This window comes from Lachnoclostridium sp. An196 (genome assembly GCF_002160135.1).
Classification (GTDB): Bacteria; Bacillota; Clostridia; order Lachnospirales; family Lachnospiraceae; genus Hominiventricola; species Hominiventricola avistercoris.
On record NZ_NFJZ01000011.1, the window covers coordinates 39,395 to 56,930 of the forward strand.

The 17,536-nt window shown below is 47.8% G+C and carries 16 protein-coding genes; 4 read left to right on the forward strand and 12 right to left on the reverse strand.

Going from position 1 to position 17,536, the window contains the following annotated elements; translation table 11 throughout:
* Positions 1–4 precede the first annotated feature (4 nt).
* A complete protein-coding gene (gene atpC, locus B5F29_RS12820; RefSeq protein WP_087155015.1) occupies positions 5–418 on the forward strand; it encodes an ATP synthase F1 subunit epsilon in 414 nt (137 codons plus the stop codon).
* A 92-nt stretch (positions 419–510) separates the two neighbouring features.
* Entirely contained in the window at positions 511–1,524 is a 1,014-nt protein-coding gene (locus tag B5F29_RS12825; RefSeq protein WP_087155016.1) for a hypothetical protein, read from the forward strand.
* A gap of 39 nt (positions 1,525–1,563) precedes the next feature.
* Here B5F29_RS12825 and dhaS read toward each other — a convergent pair whose 3' ends face one another.
* Positions 1,564–2,082: a dihydroxyacetone kinase transcriptional activator DhaS gene (dhaS, locus tag B5F29_RS12830; RefSeq protein ID WP_087155017.1), complete on the reverse strand. Its 519-nt coding sequence runs from the start codon at positions 2,080–2,082 to the stop codon at positions 1,564–1,566.
* Positions 2,083–2,276: 194 nt separating this feature from the next.
* Between dhaS and B5F29_RS12835 the strand changes: the two genes are divergently transcribed.
* Entirely contained in the window at positions 2,277–4,937 is a 2,661-nt protein-coding gene (locus tag B5F29_RS12835; RefSeq protein WP_087155018.1) for a calcium-translocating P-type ATPase, PMCA-type, read from the forward strand.
* 165 nt (positions 4,938–5,102) lie between these two features.
* Complete coding sequence (locus B5F29_RS12840) at positions 5,103–5,987, forward strand: C39 family peptidase (RefSeq protein WP_242955664.1); 885 nt, start codon at positions 5,103–5,105, stop codon at positions 5,985–5,987.
* Positions 5,988–5,991: 4 nt separating this feature from the next.
* On the opposite strand, the gene B5F29_RS12845 is transcribed toward B5F29_RS12840, so the two are convergent.
* From B5F29_RS12845 to B5F29_RS12895, 11 genes are all read right to left on the reverse strand, one after another.
* The gene (locus B5F29_RS12845; protein WP_087155019.1) at positions 5,992–7,038 is read right to left on the reverse strand and encodes a tyrosine-type recombinase/integrase; all 1,047 of its coding nucleotides are present in this window, start codon (positions 7,036–7,038) and stop codon (positions 5,992–5,994) included.
* 328 nt (positions 7,039–7,366) lie between these two features.
* Entirely contained in the window at positions 7,367–8,257 is an 891-nt protein-coding gene (locus tag B5F29_RS12850; RefSeq protein ID WP_087155020.1) for an OmpA family protein, read from the reverse strand.
* On the reverse strand, positions 8,247–9,377 hold the full coding sequence (locus B5F29_RS12855) for a MotA/TolQ/ExbB proton channel family protein (RefSeq protein WP_087155021.1): 1,131 nt from the start codon (positions 9,375–9,377) through the stop codon (positions 8,247–8,249). The genes B5F29_RS12850 and B5F29_RS12855 overlap by 11 nt, the downstream gene beginning before the upstream one ends.
* A 201-nt stretch (positions 9,378–9,578) precedes the next feature.
* On the reverse strand, positions 9,579–9,965 hold the full coding sequence (locus B5F29_RS12860; RefSeq protein ID WP_087155022.1) for a LysM peptidoglycan-binding domain-containing protein: 387 nt from the start codon (positions 9,963–9,965) through the stop codon (positions 9,579–9,581).
* A gap of 200 nt (positions 9,966–10,165) precedes the next feature.
* A complete protein-coding gene (locus tag B5F29_RS12865) occupies positions 10,166–11,869 on the reverse strand; it encodes an acetyl-CoA carboxylase carboxyltransferase subunit alpha (RefSeq protein ID WP_087155023.1) in 1,704 nt (567 codons plus the stop codon).
* An 8-nt stretch (positions 11,870–11,877) separates the two neighbouring features.
* A complete protein-coding gene (locus B5F29_RS12870) occupies positions 11,878–13,221 on the reverse strand; it encodes an acetyl-CoA carboxylase biotin carboxylase subunit (RefSeq protein ID WP_087155024.1) in 1,344 nt (447 codons plus the stop codon).
* Between the two features lie 26 nt (positions 13,222–13,247).
* Positions 13,248–13,688 (reverse strand): acetyl-CoA carboxylase biotin carboxyl carrier protein, encoded by a 441-nt coding sequence (gene accB / locus B5F29_RS12875; protein WP_087155025.1) that lies wholly within the window; start codon positions 13,686–13,688, stop codon positions 13,248–13,250.
* A 335-nt stretch (positions 13,689–14,023) separates the two neighbouring features.
* A complete protein-coding gene (locus B5F29_RS12880; RefSeq protein WP_087155026.1) occupies positions 14,024–15,496 on the reverse strand; it encodes a sodium-dependent transporter in 1,473 nt (490 codons plus the stop codon).
* Between the two features lie 85 nt (positions 15,497–15,581).
* Positions 15,582–16,229: an ABC-2 transporter permease gene (locus tag B5F29_RS12885; protein ID WP_087155027.1), complete on the reverse strand. Its 648-nt coding sequence runs from the start codon at positions 16,227–16,229 to the stop codon at positions 15,582–15,584.
* Positions 16,226–17,074, reverse strand: coding sequence for an ABC transporter ATP-binding protein (locus tag B5F29_RS12890; protein ID WP_087155103.1), 849 nt, complete (start codon positions 17,072–17,074; stop codon positions 16,226–16,228). Before B5F29_RS12890 ends, B5F29_RS12885 begins: the two co-directional genes overlap by 4 nt.
* A gap of 5 nt (positions 17,075–17,079) precedes the next feature.
* Positions 17,080–17,451 (reverse strand): GntR family transcriptional regulator, encoded by a 372-nt coding sequence (locus B5F29_RS12895; protein WP_087155028.1) that lies wholly within the window; start codon positions 17,449–17,451, stop codon positions 17,080–17,082.
* Positions 17,452–17,536 lie beyond the last annotated feature (85 nt).

Below are 17,536 nucleotides of genomic sequence, written 5' to 3' on the forward strand. Positions count from 1 at the left end.
TATTATGGCTAGTTTTTCTTTAAGAATTATATCCAGTACCCGTATTTTTTACGAAGGTCCCTGTCGGTGCCTGATTGTGCCTGCTCCTGATGGGGAGAAGGCGATTCTGGCGCATCATGAGGAGATGATTCTGGCACTTCGGGAAGGCGAAATGCGGATGCAGATCGAAGATGGCGGAGAGTGGTCATATGCCGTTATAAGTCCGGGATTCTGTCAGGTAGCGCATAACCGAGTCACATTATTGGCGGACACGGTGGAACGTCCGGAAGAGATCGATGCGGTCAGAGCCAGAGAAGCTCTGGAACGGGCGGAAGAAAAGATGCGCCAGAAACAGAGTATTCAGGAGTATCATATTACCCAGGCGGCGCTTGCCAGAGCTCTTGTCCGCATCAAGGAAACTGAACGGTTTACCCATTAAAACCGGACATTTTCCGGTATTTGTCCCTATCATATTTGCGAAGGTCATATTATGATAGGGACATAAGAGAAACCGGAAAAGGGGATGCGTATATGAAACAGGAGGTTTTGGCACGGACTATTATTGAGACCATGCTGAACAAGGCTCTGCGCGATATCGAAAGAGATCCGGATCGCAGTATCCGGAATTTGATTGATCTTGGCATCAATTTTGCAAAAGGAAGATTTCAGCAGGAGTTTCTTCATGTACTCCAGGAGATGATGAAGAATGAGCAGAGCGCATATTATACATTGGTTAAAAATGTAGTGTCTGACACCGATCACCGGCGTCTGATGACGATCGGTATGAATATTGGTTTTCAGGCCTGCACAGTCGGCGCCACTTTGATCCGTGATAATGAGGAACGACTTCATTTTAATATACCCTGGATATACCAGGTGAATTTCGGAGAAAAGGGCTTGCCCTGCGAAGATCTGGATAAATTGATCCGTCAGGGAAAGGAACTTGGGACTTTTATTTATCTGTTGAACGCAGACGGTTCGATCGGGGAAGAACATATTTCCATTTTAAAAAAACATAATGACTGCGCGTTTATACTGCTTGTAACGGCAGAAAAGATTCTAGGCAATCTGATGGACAGACTGGAGTCTACCTGCAACTGTCTGATCCTGGTGGAAGACGGTTCCGAACTGATGGCAGAAGCAGCTGATGAACTGAAAAAACACGAGTTTCTTTACGGTATTTATCTGCGGTGCAGCAGGGACGCTGAAGAGAGATACTTCAAATCAGAGTATCTGGAACAGATCACAGATACAGGCGCTTCATTTTGCGTTCTGATGCCTGAGGATCAGTTTTCTTTTGAAGAAGATATGCTGAGAAAAGAAAAAACCGCACAGATCCGCGGACAGCAGGAATATCCGTTTATTCTCGTAGATTATACATCAGACGTACAGCGGATAGATCGTGTCATCTCCAATGACTCCTGTGCGGTAGCTTTCGATTCAGAAGGTTATGTATATACCGATACGGGAAAATGGCAGGGAAGTCCTTATAATATCCGCTGCAAAGATCTCCGGAATATACTGGAAAATGTTACCAAAAAATAATATGGGCCGGATATGGTTCTGAAACGCCATATCCGGTTTTTATATCATCCTGCAGCAGCACGCCCTCAGCTGTCTTACATATTCTTCCGGCTCCATACAACTCCTCGCTGAAAGCCAGCGTATCATGGATATAATCAGAGCGTCAGAAATAAATGTTATAAAAAATTCCGGCGGATCTTCGAAATCAAACATCTCCGCAGAGTACTGCAATAAAATCGGCTCCAAAATCTCCTGGAAATAATCCCGGAATGAGTTCTGTCCTGTAATTTCAAATGCTTTTTTGTAAAATGCATGATTGGAATAAAAGTATTTACATATACCCAAAATAAACTCCCAACCGTCTTCATATGGTTTTGCGCATGCTGCTTCATAAAATTCTGTATGGAAAATCCAGTTGATCAGATCGTACTTGTCTCTGAAATGATAATAAAAACTTTTTCTGTTCATTCCACAGACTTCGCAGATGTCACTGACACTGATCTTGGAAAACGGCATGGTGCCGAGCAGTGTTTTCATCGATTCCGCCAACGCCTTTTTCGTAATATTAGAATCTGCCAACGTCTTTCCCTCCATTCGACAAATTCAGTATATCAAACTGCCGCGAGAACTGCAACTTAAGAGAAAAATTTCTTTTTTGGGACAGATTTGGCAAAGTGGGTAAAAATAAGACAAATATTGATATTGTGGAATATTCATTTACAAATCGTTCAAGTATAATTTCAAAAGTAAAAATTGTCTGAAGGAGAATACATATGGAATTACATGGGTTAAACGACCTGGAAGTAAAGAAATCCAGGGAAGCTTATGGAAGCAATGAAATCCCTGACTCAGAACCTACCACATTCTGGAAGGAATTTAAAGAAACTTTCAAGGATCCCATGATCCGGGTTCTGTTGGCGATCTCTGCACTGATGATCGTCATGTTTTTCCTGGGATATGCGGAAATATTTGAACCAGCCGGCACGCTGGTTGCAATCCTGATAGTGGCAACGGTAACCGCAAAAACAGGAGTGGCGAGCGATACAAAATACCGGGATCTCAAGCATTCTGTAAAAGAAGAAGAGATCAAGGTCTATCGGAACGGAAATATCTGCAACACGGGTATCAATCAGATTGTCACGGGCGATCTGGTTCTTCTGCAGGCCGGAGATAAGATCCCCGCCGACGGTATCCTGATCACAGGTCATTTAAATGTGAATAATGCCGCCTTGAACGGCGAAGCAGAAGAGTGTCCCAAAACGGCAGCCGCTTCAGACACTCCGTTTCCGGACGAAATTACGGGAGACACCTTTGTGGATGAGTCGTCTTTATTCCGGGGCGCCATTGTCTTTGACGGCGAAGGCGTCATGCTGGTAAAAAAAGTCGGCATCAAGACCATGATGGGACGTATGGCGCTGGAAATGCAGGAGGAGGAGCCGCCTTCTCCGCTTCAGGTGAAACTGTCTATCCTGGCGGGACAGATATCCAAAATCGGTTACATCGGCGCGATTCTGATCGCACTTTTTTACGTAATTCATTTTGTCTCTATGGCAGGAGGCGTAGAGCCTTATCTGAATATGGGATGGGAATATATCCTAATGGATCTGATCGATGCGGTAACCATAGCCATCGTAATCATTGTCTGCGCGGTTCCGGAAGGACTTCCTCTGATGATTTCCATTGTCCTTATGCAGAATACCAGCAAAATGCTGGACCACAATGTGCTTGTCCGCAAAGCAGAAGGCATCGAGACTGCCGGAGCGCTGAATATACTTTTCAGCGACAAGACCGGTACGATTACAAAAGGAGAGTTGGAAGTCGTGGAATTTTTCACGGCGGACGGACTGGTCATTCCCTTCGAAGAATTGAAAAAATATCCGGAAGTCCGCAACAATCTGAGGATTGCCATCGGGCAGAATTCTTCTTCTATGTATGACGAACGTCACCGGGTAATCGGCGGTAACGCCACAGATCAGGCTCTGATGAAGTTTCTGGGGGAAGATTCCTATCAGGAACTTCAGAATGATGAAAGCCTTCATGTAGTTAATGCTCAGAAATTCAATTCCGCGAATAAGTTCAGCCAGGCACAGATTGGCTCCAGAACATATTACAAAGGTGCGCCGGAACGTCTGCTTCAGAAAGCTACTCATTATCTGAGCGTTGACGGACAGATCCGCCCGTTGGATACCATACGTCTGAATGAAAAGATTGATCAGCTTGCCAGCAAGGCTATGAGAGTTCTTTCCTTCGGATACAGCGCTCATCCTATGGAAGAAGATGTAATTGAAGACGGTCTTGTACTGATCGGTCTGACAGCGATCCGGGATGATGTGCGTCCGGAAGCGAGAACAGCGATCCGGGAAGTACAGGAGGCCGGTATTCAGGTGGTTATGATTACAGGCGACCGTCTGGAGACAGCGGCTGCTATTGCTGCGGATGCCGGTCTGGTGACTTCGGAGGAAGATATCTGTCTGACCTCCTCCGAGCTGAATTCTATGAGCGATGACCGGGTGAAACAGATCCTTTCCCGAATCCGTGTGATTGCCAGGGCTCTGCCTACTGATAAATCACGCATGGTCCGTATATGCCAGGAACTGAATCTTGTGGTTGGAATGACCGGCGATGGCGTCAATGATTCTCCGGCACTGAAACGCGCCGATGTGGGATTCGCTATGGGCAGTGGTACAGAAGCGGCAAAAGAAGCGGGAAAGATTGTAATCCTGGATGATAATTTTAACTCGATCAAAGACGCTATCTGGTATGGAAGAACTATTTATCATAATATACTGAAATTCTGCAAATTTCAGCTGGTTGTAAATGTGGCTGCAGTATTGGTCAGCGCGGTCGCGCCATTCTTAGGCGTAGAAGAACCATTAAAAGTTACGCATCTTTTGTTCGTCAATCTGGTAATGGACGGGCTGGGCGCTATGATGCTGGGTAATGAGCCGGCCTTGGAAGCCTATATGAAAGAAAAACCCCGCAGGCGCGATGAAAGCCTTGTGAGCAGAGAAATGATGACTCAGATCGGTATTATGGGCATCTGGCTGACACTCATGAGTCTGTTCTATCTTATGTCCGACTGGGCCAGATCTTTCTTTGAGACAGACGCACAGTTTATGACTTCTTATTTTGTCCTGTTTATTGCCAGCGCGCTGTTTAACGGATTTAATGTCAGAAACGACGGATTTGCTATTTTCAAAAATCTGAAAGACAATCCGGATTTTCTGAAAGTAATGTGCATGATCCTGGGTATCCAGTTCTGCCTGGTCAATATTTCGCTGATCCCGGCAGCGCCTGCCGTATGGATTGGAAATATGTTCAGCTGCGTGCCTTTTGGCGTATCCGGATGGGTTCTGGTATTGATTCTGGCCTTCACTATGATACCTGTGGATATGATTCGAAAAATTGTATTCCGCAAATTGGGGAATAAATAACGTTTTCTCAACCGGCCATATCTTTGTGGTATGGCCGGTTTTTCGCCATTTCTTAAGAAATCTTCGGAATTCTTTAAGGAGATTCTTTCCGGGAATATGTTAAGATAGTATACAGCAGACCGGTTATCCCGGAAGGGATCTCTCCGGAACATACGAGGTGAAGAAATGAGAGCAGAAGAGCAGAGAGAATACAGAGAACGTAAAAGAGAGAGGCAGCGAAGACGTAAACGCCGCAAAAGGCTGCAGCGGCTGTACAGCTTTGTCCTGTTCCTTTGCGTGGCTGTCCTGGCCGTCTGGGGCGTCAGACGTTGGTTTGCCGGGGAAGAGGCCGCTTATGAAATATCCTCACCTGTCGTGCGTACAGAAGAAGAGGTACTGGCTGAACTCCAGCGTATGGCAAAAACCAGTCGTGACATACGTAAAATACTGGACAGAGCGGAAGAGTATCCTCCGGAAATGCTGGCCGCGCTTGCCAACAATCCGGAAATGCTGGAATTTGTATCTGGTTATCCGGATCAGAGCGGAGCAGAATCAGATCCTCAGCTTACTGCCGCTGAACGTAAAGAACAGTATCCTCTTTTCCTCCAGTGGGATCAGCGATGGGGATATCTTCCCTATGGAAATTCCAATATCGGTATGTCCGGATGCGGACCTACATGTCTGTCCATGGCTGTCCATGCCCTGACCGGAGACGATTCTGTCACGCCCGCGTCCATGGCACAGTTTTCAGAAGAACAAGGTTATTATGTCGAGGGTACCGGAACCTCCTGGACGCTTATGACAGATGGGGCCGCCGCTTTCGGACTGACCGGAACAGAGCTTTCTCTGGATGAAGGGATCATGAAAAGGGAACTGGACGCAGGCCATCCGATTATATGTGCCATGGGACCGGGGGATTTTACCACTGCAGGACACTTTATTCTGATCTGCGGATATACAGACGATGGTTTTCAGATCAATGATCCCAACTGTAAAGCCAGAAGCGGGAGAGTGTGGAGCTACGAAGACCTTTCCCGGCAAATTCGAAATCTGTGGTCATACCAGGCGTGATTCCTTATTCCTTTTCCCTGAGCTGAACCACATTGGCAGCTCTGCGTTTTCTTTCTTCCTTCATGGCCGCATAATGCTTACGGGTCGTGTTTACATTTTTATGTCCCAGGACGTCCGCTACAAGGTAAATATCTCCGGTTTCCTGATATAAAGCGGTCCCGTAAGTACTCCTTAATTTGTGAGGCGTGATTCTTTTGGCCGTGGCTGTAGAAGCGTATTTTTTTACCAGACGTTCTACGGAACGCACTGTGATCCGAGTATTGTTCTGGGAGATGAATAAAGCGTTCTCATGTCCAGGCTCCGGAGTCATTTCCAGACGTTCATCCAGATAATTTCGGAGCATTTCCTCTACCTCCTCGCCAAAATATACCATGTCTTCGTTTCCGCCTTTACGGATCACCCTCATGGCGCCATTGTCGAAATCCAGATCACCGATATCCAGTCCTACCAATTCCGTGACCCGAACACCCGTTCCCAGGAGAGTGACAATGATTGCCAGGTCGCGGTCACGTGTCTTTTCATGCCAGCGTTTCTGCGCTTTTGTCAGTTTTTCTCCCGATTCCACATTGTCGATCAGCTGCGCCACTTCATTGGCATCCAGACGGATAATGTTTTTCTCCTTGACCCTGGGAACATCTACTACAGAAGGAGCGTTTTTTTCGATCATTCCTTTTTTGTGATAATATCCGAAAAAGGTATTCAGAGTAGCCAGTTTGCGCGCCTTTCCTTCCTCATGGTTGCGATAAAGCTGACCGTCCCTTTCGTAATAAGTAAGAAAGGACAGATATTCTTCAATGTCCACAGGCTGGATGTCGTCCAGAATGGATACCGGTAGTGTACGGATATCCTTATCCTTAAAATATGGGTTTTGTGTGCGGAGGAAATAAAAAAACGTATTCAGATCATAAGCATAATTACGCCGGGTGTTGGTGGCCTTTTTGATTTCCATGGCGCGAAAGAAATCAGAAGCGAACGCTGGAAGTTCCTTTACAAGTTCTCTGAGCTGAGCAGTGTTTTTCAGATCCAGTTGTTCATGATAAGTTAATGCCATAAAAATGTCTCCTTATAAGTGTTTTTGCTATATCATGTCGTAAAACTGCGATTTTGCGACGCGTTCTATATCTGTTAGTGTACTACTGTTTTTATCTATTTTCAAGGAGGTTTTTTATTCTTCATGATTTAGTGCTCGTGATTTTTGCTGTTCTGACATACATAGACAACAAAAAGAAACAGCATCCCTACCGCCACAGTTTGGATGCTATTTCTTAATATAAATTCCAATTACTGAGGGCATCGGATTTTTCCGACTGCCTTTCTAAGTAGATTATACTACAGGGTGCTTGTTTTATGTAAGTACCCTTTTTATTTCAACAAGATTATCAGTTACTTGTTTCCTCGGCCGCGGATCCCTGATTCAATACTTCCGTGATCTTTTCAATCATTTCATCCTCTTTCAGGCGGAATTTGATCTCTACGCGACGGGAAGCAGCCATATCGACCTCAGTGGAATTCATCTGATAGATGGGCTCACTGTAGGAACGGCCATTGACCGTCATAAGTTCCTGGAGCTGCTGAATCTGTGTGTCCGTCAGGCCGTTATCGGAATCCAGACAAAAGTTCGCAACCGCATTTGCCCGGTTGAAGGACAAAGTCATATTGCTCTGGTATCCTCCGTCTGTATCCGTATGTCCTTCTATAATAATCTCCGCAATATATGGGCGGAAATTATCCTGCAGCAGTACCCCCAGGTACATGGGAATGATCTCCTGAAGGGTCTCCTTGCTGTTCTCTGTCAGGACGGAGCTGTTATACCGGAACAGCACGTCCGAAGAAAAGGCGATGGATCCTGTCTGGGAGTCCACCTGCATGGAGGAATTGCTGAAACGCTCCTGAAGCGCCCTGATAATATCTGTCCGGATACCCACGATATCTTCCAATTCACTCTTGGTGGCTCGAAGCTCAGCTTGCGCTTCATCAATCTCCCGGTATGCCGCAGCAAGTTCTGCTTCTGTGCTGCTCGCCTGAGCGTATGCTTTTTCCAGCGCATCCATGGATGCCTGCAGGTCTTCCCGGGATGTCTCTAACTCTGATCTGGTGGCATTCAGACTGATCTGGGTATTTTCCAGATCGGTCTGCTTCTGCCGGTAGATTCCAAGTGTGATGGCTATCATCAGGATAAAGATCAGAAGCAACGCGGCCATCATATCAGAATATGACTGCCAGTAACTGGGAGCCTCGAATACCGCTCTGTTCTTTCTCTTATTTCTCATATAAATCCCTCATCTGATGAAAGGTATAAAGCTCATTGCTCAAATCGTCACAGGTGCTGGAGAGCTTCTCTTCCAGCTCTTTCTGTCGTTCCAGCGTCATGGTCAGCGTCTCATTCATAGTGCGGCTGGATTCCAGTAAAAGCCTGGTGCTCTCTTCCAGCCTCTGGAAATTTCTGGCATAGGTTCCCTGCGCTTCACAGGATTCATGCAGAGTTTGTCCCAACTGTTCGAAATCAGCTCCAAGTACATCCGACATCTGATTTACAAACTGCTGAACAACCCGGTCCAGCCCTTTGCTCTGCTCTTCCGCATTCCCTTTCAGAAGCTCCAGAATCCGTTTCAGAGCATTAGCCGTATTCGCCTGGTAGATCAGCATGGCGCTGGTATTCTCGTCCACTGACGCCGGCACAGGAGCCGCACATTCCTGGAAAGTCATCAAAAAACGGGATAATTTTCCATAGGCGTCCGCCATCAGGCTCCGATAAACAAAGTTAAATACTATAGAAAAGAAAATACCGTACACGGATGTGTGGAAAGCCACTTTCATGCCATCCAGAAGCGGGGCAATATTATCGGAAATAGTAAATACGTCGCTTCCGGTAAATGAGATCATGCCCATGGACAATCCGATAAAGGTTCCCAGAATACCAAGGCCGGTCAACGTTCCGCCGACTGCGGAATTAAAATGAGCGCTGACCACGTTGTCCAGCAAATCTTCATTGATATATTCTTCCAGGGAGCATACCCGGGATATGGTGCCTTTTGCGTTTGTAGACGCGGCGATTCTTTTCTGATACCGATCAAACTGACGGTTCAGCACAGGGCTGGAAAATGTGTCTTTTTTCGTGCGGTATTCGTCCCACAGGCTTTTCTGTACGGATTCATATTTCGCAGACATCTCTTCTGCCGTATCCACAAGGGAATCCGTCACGCGGTTCAACCTGGAAAAGCTTACAAAAGAAATAATGAACAGAATCCCGATCACAATCAGGAAAGCGACATTAATCGCCAGATTGCTGACAGATATGGACTCCCCGGAAAAAGCTCCGTTTATGTACAGAATGATGGCGAACATCAGTACATACAGAACAGCCAGTAAATAGTAAAGTCTGTTTTTCATGAATAACCTCCTCTTTTGTCTGCAGTTTAATATCTGAAAATGATATTGCTGCTCTACTGCATCTAATGTAACACATTTTATATTGACCTACAATCCAAGAGGGGAAATCTTAAAGGAATCTTCATGAAATCTTAATACAGACGGTTACCGTTTTATAAATCGCAGATGCTGCCTCCTTCAGGACGACAGCATCTGTAAAATCTATTGCTGAATCATTGAATAATACGGGACAATCAGGCTCTCCCCCGATATTAATGTGTCTGATGAAAGACCGTTAATTTCCATCACTTCACTGATGTAATCGGATCTGGTTTTATAATACTCTCCGTCCATATATGTGTCCGCAATATCCCAGAGAGTGTCCCCGGATTTAATCTCTATATTGGAATAATATTTATAAGCAGGCGCTTTCTCCGGTTCTTCCGCTCTTGTCATCAGAGTTCCAAATCCAAAACCGATCCCAAATACAACAATTAAAGTCAGCGCCAGGAAAAAGAAAAAAGTCCTGCGCGCTCTCTGCAGCCTGACAGTCTCCGCTCTCCGATTTTTCCGGAACTCTTCCCTTGCCAAACGATCTGCTGCGTACATTCTGACACACTCCCTTCAAACAAAAACCAAACATTTGTTCTCTTGCATGACTTTATTATAATAATCGAACGTGTGTTTGTCAATATTAAAATCGAAAGTTTGTTCGATTTTATATTTGTTATCAGGGAATATAAAAAATCCTTCCAGATAACCAGGAAGCTATATCCCTGTCCCGAAAGGATTCTGTCGATCTTTTATCGTCACATATTGCGGAACCGGTCGTAGCGCTGCCGCACCAGCTCTTCCCCGCTCATTTTCCCGTATTTTTCCATGAATTCTTCGATTCTTACATCCATACGCCTTGCAACCTCAGGAAGTGACTCGGCAGTGACAGGCTCTTCTTCTCCAATCACCTGCTCGATGATGCCCAGGTCTTTCAGGTCATCCGCCGTCAGCCGCATCTTGCCGGCAGCCTCTTCCGCGCGGCTGCTGTCTTTCCAGAGGATAGACGCGAATCCTTCCGGAGACAAAATAGAATAAGTAGAGTTTTCCAACATCCATACTTCATTGCCCACAGCCAGCGCCAGCGCTCCTCCGCTGCCGCCTTCTCCGATCACAATAGAAAGTATCGGCACTTTCAGTCCTGACATTTCCAGAAGAGAACGGGCAATCGCTTCTCCCTGCCCTCGCTCTTCCGCCTCCATACCACAGAAAGCTCCCGGGGTATCCACAAAACAGATAATGGGGCGTCCGAATTTTTCCGCCTGTTTCATCAGGCGCTGTGCCTTGCGGTATCCTTCCGGATACGGCATGCCGAAATTGCGGCTGATATTTTCTTTCGTATTTTTTCCCTTCTGCTGGCCGATGACCGTCACCGGAAGCCCATGGAAAGATGCGATTCCTCCCACGATCGATCCGTCGTCACGGAAAGCCCGGTCGCCATGCAGTTCCATGAAGCCGTCAAACAAATGTTCTATATAGTCCAGACTGGTGGGACGCTCTGCGCTTCTGGCCGCCTGGACCCTCTCCCAGGCGTTTGCAGGACGTTTCTTCTTGTCCCCGGATTTTTTATCATAAAGCTCCTCTGATGCATCCAAAGACTGCTCCGGGTGTCCCGGAACGGCTTCCTTGTGCAGACAGATCAGATGGTACAGGGTGTCTTTCAGCTCCATACGTTCTACGATGCCGTCGATAATGCCATGTTCCAGCAGAAATTCCGAACTCTGAAAACCTTTTGGCAGCTTCTGGCCGATCGTCTGTTCGATCACGCGGGGACCCGCAAAACCGACCAGAGCTCCCGGCTCTGCCAGAATAATATCTCCCAACATTGCGAAGCTCGCTGTTACGCCTCCGGTAGTCGGGTCGGTCAATATTGTGATATAAAGAAGGCCTGCGTCAGAATGGCGCCTCAGTGCGGCGCTGGTCTTTGCCATCTGCATCAGGGAAACGATTCCCTCCTGCATTCTGGCCCCTCCTGAAGCAGTAAACAGGATCAGGGGAAGGCGAAGCTCCGTCGCTTTCTCGATCGCTCTGGTCAGCTTTTCTCCTACCACATACCCCATACTGCCCATTAAGAAGCGGACGTCACAGATGCCGATCACCGCTTCTTCTCCATTGATGCGGATCTTTCCCGTGACAACGGCTTCGTCCAGCTTGGTCTTTTCTTTCAGCCCTGCGATCTTTTCCTGGTATCCTTCATAGTGCAGCGGATTCGGAGTCTCCAGTCCCCTATCCCATTCTTCAAAGGATTTGGGATCAGCCACCATACGGATCCGGTTGCGGGCCCTTACGCGGAAATATCCTCCGCAGCGGTAGCAGACATAATGATTTCCTACGACATCGTCTTTATAAAGGGTTTCTCCGCATTTCGGGCATTTGATCCAGAGCCCCTCCGGAACGGACGGCTCCGCGAGTTTGCCCGGCAGGTGGATATGGCCTGTCTTTTTAAACATTTCTTTTAACATCTTCTATCCTACTCCCCGTAATGTTCCTGAATAAAATGCGTATTTACATTTCCGTTCTGAAAATCCGGATCATTCAGGATCTCAAACTGAAAATCAATATTTGTGGTAACTCCTTCGATCACCATCTCGCCCAGGGCGCTCTGCATCTTGCGAATCGCGTTGCGGCGGTTCCTGTCATGCACAATCAGTTTCGCGACCATTGAATCATACATGGGCGGGATCGTATAGCCCTGATACAGGGCGGTCTCCACACGTACGCCGTTTCCGCCCGGCAGATGCATATTCTCAATCGTTCCCGGGCAGGGCATGAAGCCGCGTTCCGGATCTTCTGCATTAATACGGCATTCAATGGCATGACCCTGGATGTGAATTTCATCCTGCGTCATGCTCAGGGGCAGACCGGCTGCGATCAGTATCTGTTCTTTGATCAGGTCAACGCCTGTCACCATCTCTGTCACCGGATGTTCTACCTGAATACGGGTATTCATTTCCATGAAATAATACTGTCCGTTTTTATCCAGAAGAAATTCTATAGTACCCGCATTGACATATCCCACTGCTTTCGCCGCGCGAACTGCCGTCTCGCCCATTTTTTTCCGGAGCTCATCCGAAATGGCGCTGGACGGACTTTCTTCGATCATTTTCTGATGTCGCCGCTGGATCGAACAATCACGCTCTCCCAGCTGCACCACATTGCCATAATTATCAGCCAGGATCTGAAATTCAATATGCCGGGGCTCCACAATATATTTCTCAATATACATGGTGCCGTCTCCGAAGGCTTTTTCCGACTCCTGCTGAGCCATATTGAACTGAATCTCAAATTCGTCCGGATTTTCAGCGATACGCATGCCTTTTCCGCCGCCCCCGAGAGCCGCTTTGATAATCACCGGATAACCGATTCCCTCTGCCAGTTCTTTTCCCCTGGCCGCATCCAGCACCGGTTCCTTCGTTCCCGGAACCACCGGGACTCCGGCAGCTATCATGGTATTTCTGGCTTCCGCCTTATCACCCATACGACGGATCAGATCCGCAGAAGGCCCGATGAAAGTTACATGACATTTTTCACACATATCCACAAATTTGCTGTTTTCAGACAGAAAACCAAAGCCGGGGTGAATGGCCTGGGCTCCGCTGGCAATTGTGGCGCTTAAAATCTGTTCCATATTCAGATAACTTCTGCCCGCCGGAGCCGGTCCGATACAGATGGCTTCGTCTGCCAGCTGTGTATGCAGGGCCTCCCTGTCTGCTTCAGAGTATACGGCTACAGTCCGGATTCCCAGCTCCCGGCAGGCACGGATGATCCTGACCGCTATTTCTCCTCTGTTTGCGATTAAAACTTTATCAAACATATCTGTCATCTCCTGACTCTTCTGGCTTAACCGATCACAAACAGCGGCTGCCCGTATTCCACCATCTGTTCATTTTCCACAAGGATTTCTTTAACCGTACCGTCATATTCGGAGGTAATCTCGTTCATCAGTTTCATAGCCTCGACGATACCCAGGATCTGCCCTTTAGAAACTTTATCGCCGATACGCACATACGGCTCCGCATCCGGCGACTGCGCATTATAGAAGGTTCCCACCAGAGGGGATTTCACTACATTTCCTTCCGCTTCCGGGCTCTCCTGCGGAACTGTTTCCCGCACAGATGGTGTCTCTTCCGGCACTGCCGCTTCCGGAGCCGCAACTGCAGTAATTTTCATACCACGGTCCGCTTTCATAGTAATTTTACACCCTTCATACTCGATGGAAAACTGAGTAAGCTTCGAAGAAGATACCGTATTGATCAGTGTGATCAGATTTTCAAATTTCATCATGCTCTCCTTATCCCTTTTCCAATTAAAAATTCTTCTTAAAACTTTGAAATTCAAATATTTTGACATTCAAAATATTATAGAATCTGAGAGCATTTGTCAAGCTGATTTTTTACTGAGAGTTATCCAGCGCTGTTCTCAAAAGATAAATAGAGAAAAGAATAAAATGCACAGTCTCCGGCGGTCCCTGCTCCACATCTATGTAAGCTTCGATTTTCTTCAGCCGGAATCATATTCCTGTCACTGGTCAAAGAGGAACGATAATTTACATAAAAATATTATGTTAATCTTATGATGTATTAAAAAGGTCACGATCTTTGTCGTGACCTTTTGCTCTATCTTTTTGCCGCTTTCTTGCCGCCCTTCAGCGCGCAGTAGAAAATAAATACCAGGAAGATGACCGCCGCTGCCATCCATCCCCACAGCATAACCGGTCCTTTCGCGCTGAAATAATCATAATATCCTTTCAGATAGATCACCGCAATGATGAGCGGAATGCCGTAAGATACATACGCCTTCAGGCCTTTCGGGAATTTCAGGCCTTCGCCGGCGTTAACCTCATCCATAAACGAATTCCATCCCCAGCCGTTTTTGCTGGTACAGAACAGCACATACCCCAGACTTCCCAGGGGCAGCAAGTTGTTGGAGACGATGAAATCCTCCAGATCCATGATCGTGGTGCCTGCTCCAAGAGGCTGGATGCCGGAAAGCAGGTTGTATCCAAGCACGCACGGCATACTCAGGATAATCATCAGCACCGCGTTCACCACGACGCCTTTTTTGCGGGACCAGCCCAGTCCGTCCATGTAAAACGCGATGATGTTCTCAAATACGGCGATTACCGTGGTCAGCGCCGCAAAAGCCAGAAACAGGAAGAACAAAGCGCTCCAGACAGCTCCGCCGGGAATCTGGGCAAAGATATTGGGCAGAGTCACAAATACCAGGCTGGGTCCGGATCCGGGCTCGATGCCGAAGGCGAAACAGGCCGGGATCACAATAAATCCGGCGGTCAGCGCCACAAACGTATCCAGCGCAGTGATGCTGATCGCTTCGCCGGTAAGACTTCTGGAACGGTCCAGATAACTTCCGAAGATCAGCATGGCGCCGACACCCAGCGACAGGGTAAAGAAGGACTGGCTCAGCGCCGCGAACACGGCCGTGCCGATGCCGTTTTCCAGGATTCTCTGGAAATCCGGGATCAGATAAAACTTCACGCCCTCTCCCGCGCCTTCCAGCGTCACAGAATGTACTGCCAGCACTACCATGATCAGCAGCAGCGCCGCCATCATGAACTTGCTTACTTTCTCGACGCCGCCGTTCAGTCCGAAAATACATACCACAAATCCCAGGATGCAGACCAGTACCGTCCAGAACGTCATCAGCGGCGCGTCCGCCAGCATGCCGCTAAACGCCGCCTCCACTGCTTCCGCAGAAGCGCCTACAAAATCGCCTCTCAGGCTGCGGAAACAATAATACAGCATCCAGCCCGCCACAGTGGTGTAAAACATCATCAGAAGATAACAGCCTGCGATTCCGATGTATTTCAGCCGGTGCCATACGGTGCCGCGGGGCTCCAGCTCTTCAAAGCACATGGCCACACTTTTGCGGCTGCTGCGGCCCACGGAAAACTCGCAGACCAGCACCGGAATTCCCAGGATTACCAGGAACAGCAAGTAGATCAGGATGAACGCGGCGCCGCCGTATTCACCGCATATGTACGGAAATTTCCATACGTTGCCCAGGCCGATGGCGCATCCTGCCGATACCAGGATGAAGCCCAGCCTGGACCCAAAAGTCTCTCGTTTCATTTTCTCCCTCCGTAGTTACAGAATTTCTTCAAACAATCTGTATTATAGTCTCCCGGAGGGGCGCTTGTCAACGAGAAGAGACTCTTTAAAACTCCCTTTTCTCCATGACACGCACGGATATCCGGTAGCAGGCCAGTATAACCGCCAGATACAGAACCACGGCTATAACTGCGAATATGGCTGTATAACGTGTCAGAACCGACCCTAATGCTTCTGCCGCACCGCCTGCAGTCCGTGATACCGCAATCAACAGCAGGGTAGCTATTCCGATCACTCCCACCAGGCCCAGACGTCCCCTCTCGGGGCCGAATCTCAGAATCATCGGAATCGCTGCGAACAGCAGAAGAGAAAAAACTGCCAGAAAGCCGAACATGGGCGGCATAAGCGACAGCGGGCTTTCACCCGGTTTCCGGATCATCAGGAACACAGCCGACAGCAGGCAGGATACCAGCCAGCTTCCTCCCGTCAGCAGAATCCCGAATAAAAATTTTTCTTTCACATAGGTCTTTCGGTCTGCAGGGAGCGTCATAAGAAAGCCGGTGCCTCCGTTTTCTTCATCATAGCTGAACGTACTCAGAGTAAATAAAGAGGCCAGGAACGTCAGATAATATCCGGCAAACGTATATCCGCTTTCGTTGGCAATCATAATGATCAGCGCGAAAATTACAATCACAGCGTAAAATCTTCCCTGATTTTTCAAAAGCTTCCAGTCTTTAATCATTAAACCTTTCATGCCTGCCCTCCCTGTACCATCATCATGATCACATCGTCCATACTGCCCTTTTCCATGGTAATCTCCGGATAATTTTCCATGTAATACTGCCGTTGTCCGGTCAGGGCGCTGTATCCGTACGGCTCCTTTTTTACTTTCAAAATCCATTCCCTGTCCAGCGTTCGGTACTGCTCTTCCGTCATCTTCAGAACCCCGTAGCTTTCCAGCAGCACGTCTGTCTCCTCATGCAGGAGGATCTTTCCGCCGTCGATCAGGTAAAAATCATCGCACAGCCCTTCCAGATCACTGGAAATATGCGAACTGACCAGGATGGACCGGTCTCCGGGCATCATGTATTCCCGCAGCAGATCCAGGATCTGGTCCCGGGCAATCACGTCCAGGCCGGCGGTAGGTTCGTCCAATACAAGAAGCTTTGCCTTATGGCTAATGGCAGTCAGCACCTTCAGCTTCGCCTTCATGCCTGTGGAAAATTCTTTGATTTTCTTGTCTAAAGGCAGGCCGAACTGTTCACACCTTTTTACAAACTCTTCCTCCTGAAAATCCCGGTACATACTCTTTAATACGGGCAGAATATCACGGACAGACAGATATCCGCTGAATCCGGTCCCGGGAAGGACGGCGCCGACAGCTTCTTTGTCGAAAGCCGTAAGGCTGCGGGCCGGTTTTCCCAGCACAGACGCCTCTCCCGCATCCGGGTAGACCAACCCCAGGATCATTTTAAACGCGGTACTTTTTCCAGCCCCGTTGGGGCCGATTAATCCGGTGACATATCCCTCCCTGACTTCCAGGGAACATTGCAGACAGAATGAATCATAACGCTTTTCCGCTTCATGCAATCGAACCAACATCTCTACTCCTCCAGAATTATGTGAAATAAATCTGCAATCTCCTGATTGCTCATTCCGCAGCTTCGTCCTTTCCGGATGGCCAGTTCCAGATCAGTCTCCACTTCTCTTCTCTTCTCCTCCAGCAGGATTTCCTGCCCGGCACAGGCTACAAAACTCCCTTTTCCGTGCACAGTAACGATAAACCCTTCCTGTTCCAGGGTATCGTAGGATTTCTTCACAGTCAGTGCACTGACCCGAAGCTCCTTTGCCAGAGAACGTACCGAAGGAAGCATCTCCTCTTCATTTAATTCTCCATGCAGGATCAGCTCCTTGATCTGTCCCGAGATCTGTTCGTAGATTGGCTGCATGGAAGAATGGTTGATGATCAGCTTCATATCTCTCCTCCTTCGTTGCAAACAGTATATAACAGTTTGCGGCTGTTGTCAACTGTTATATACTGTTTGTTTCAAGACAAAAATA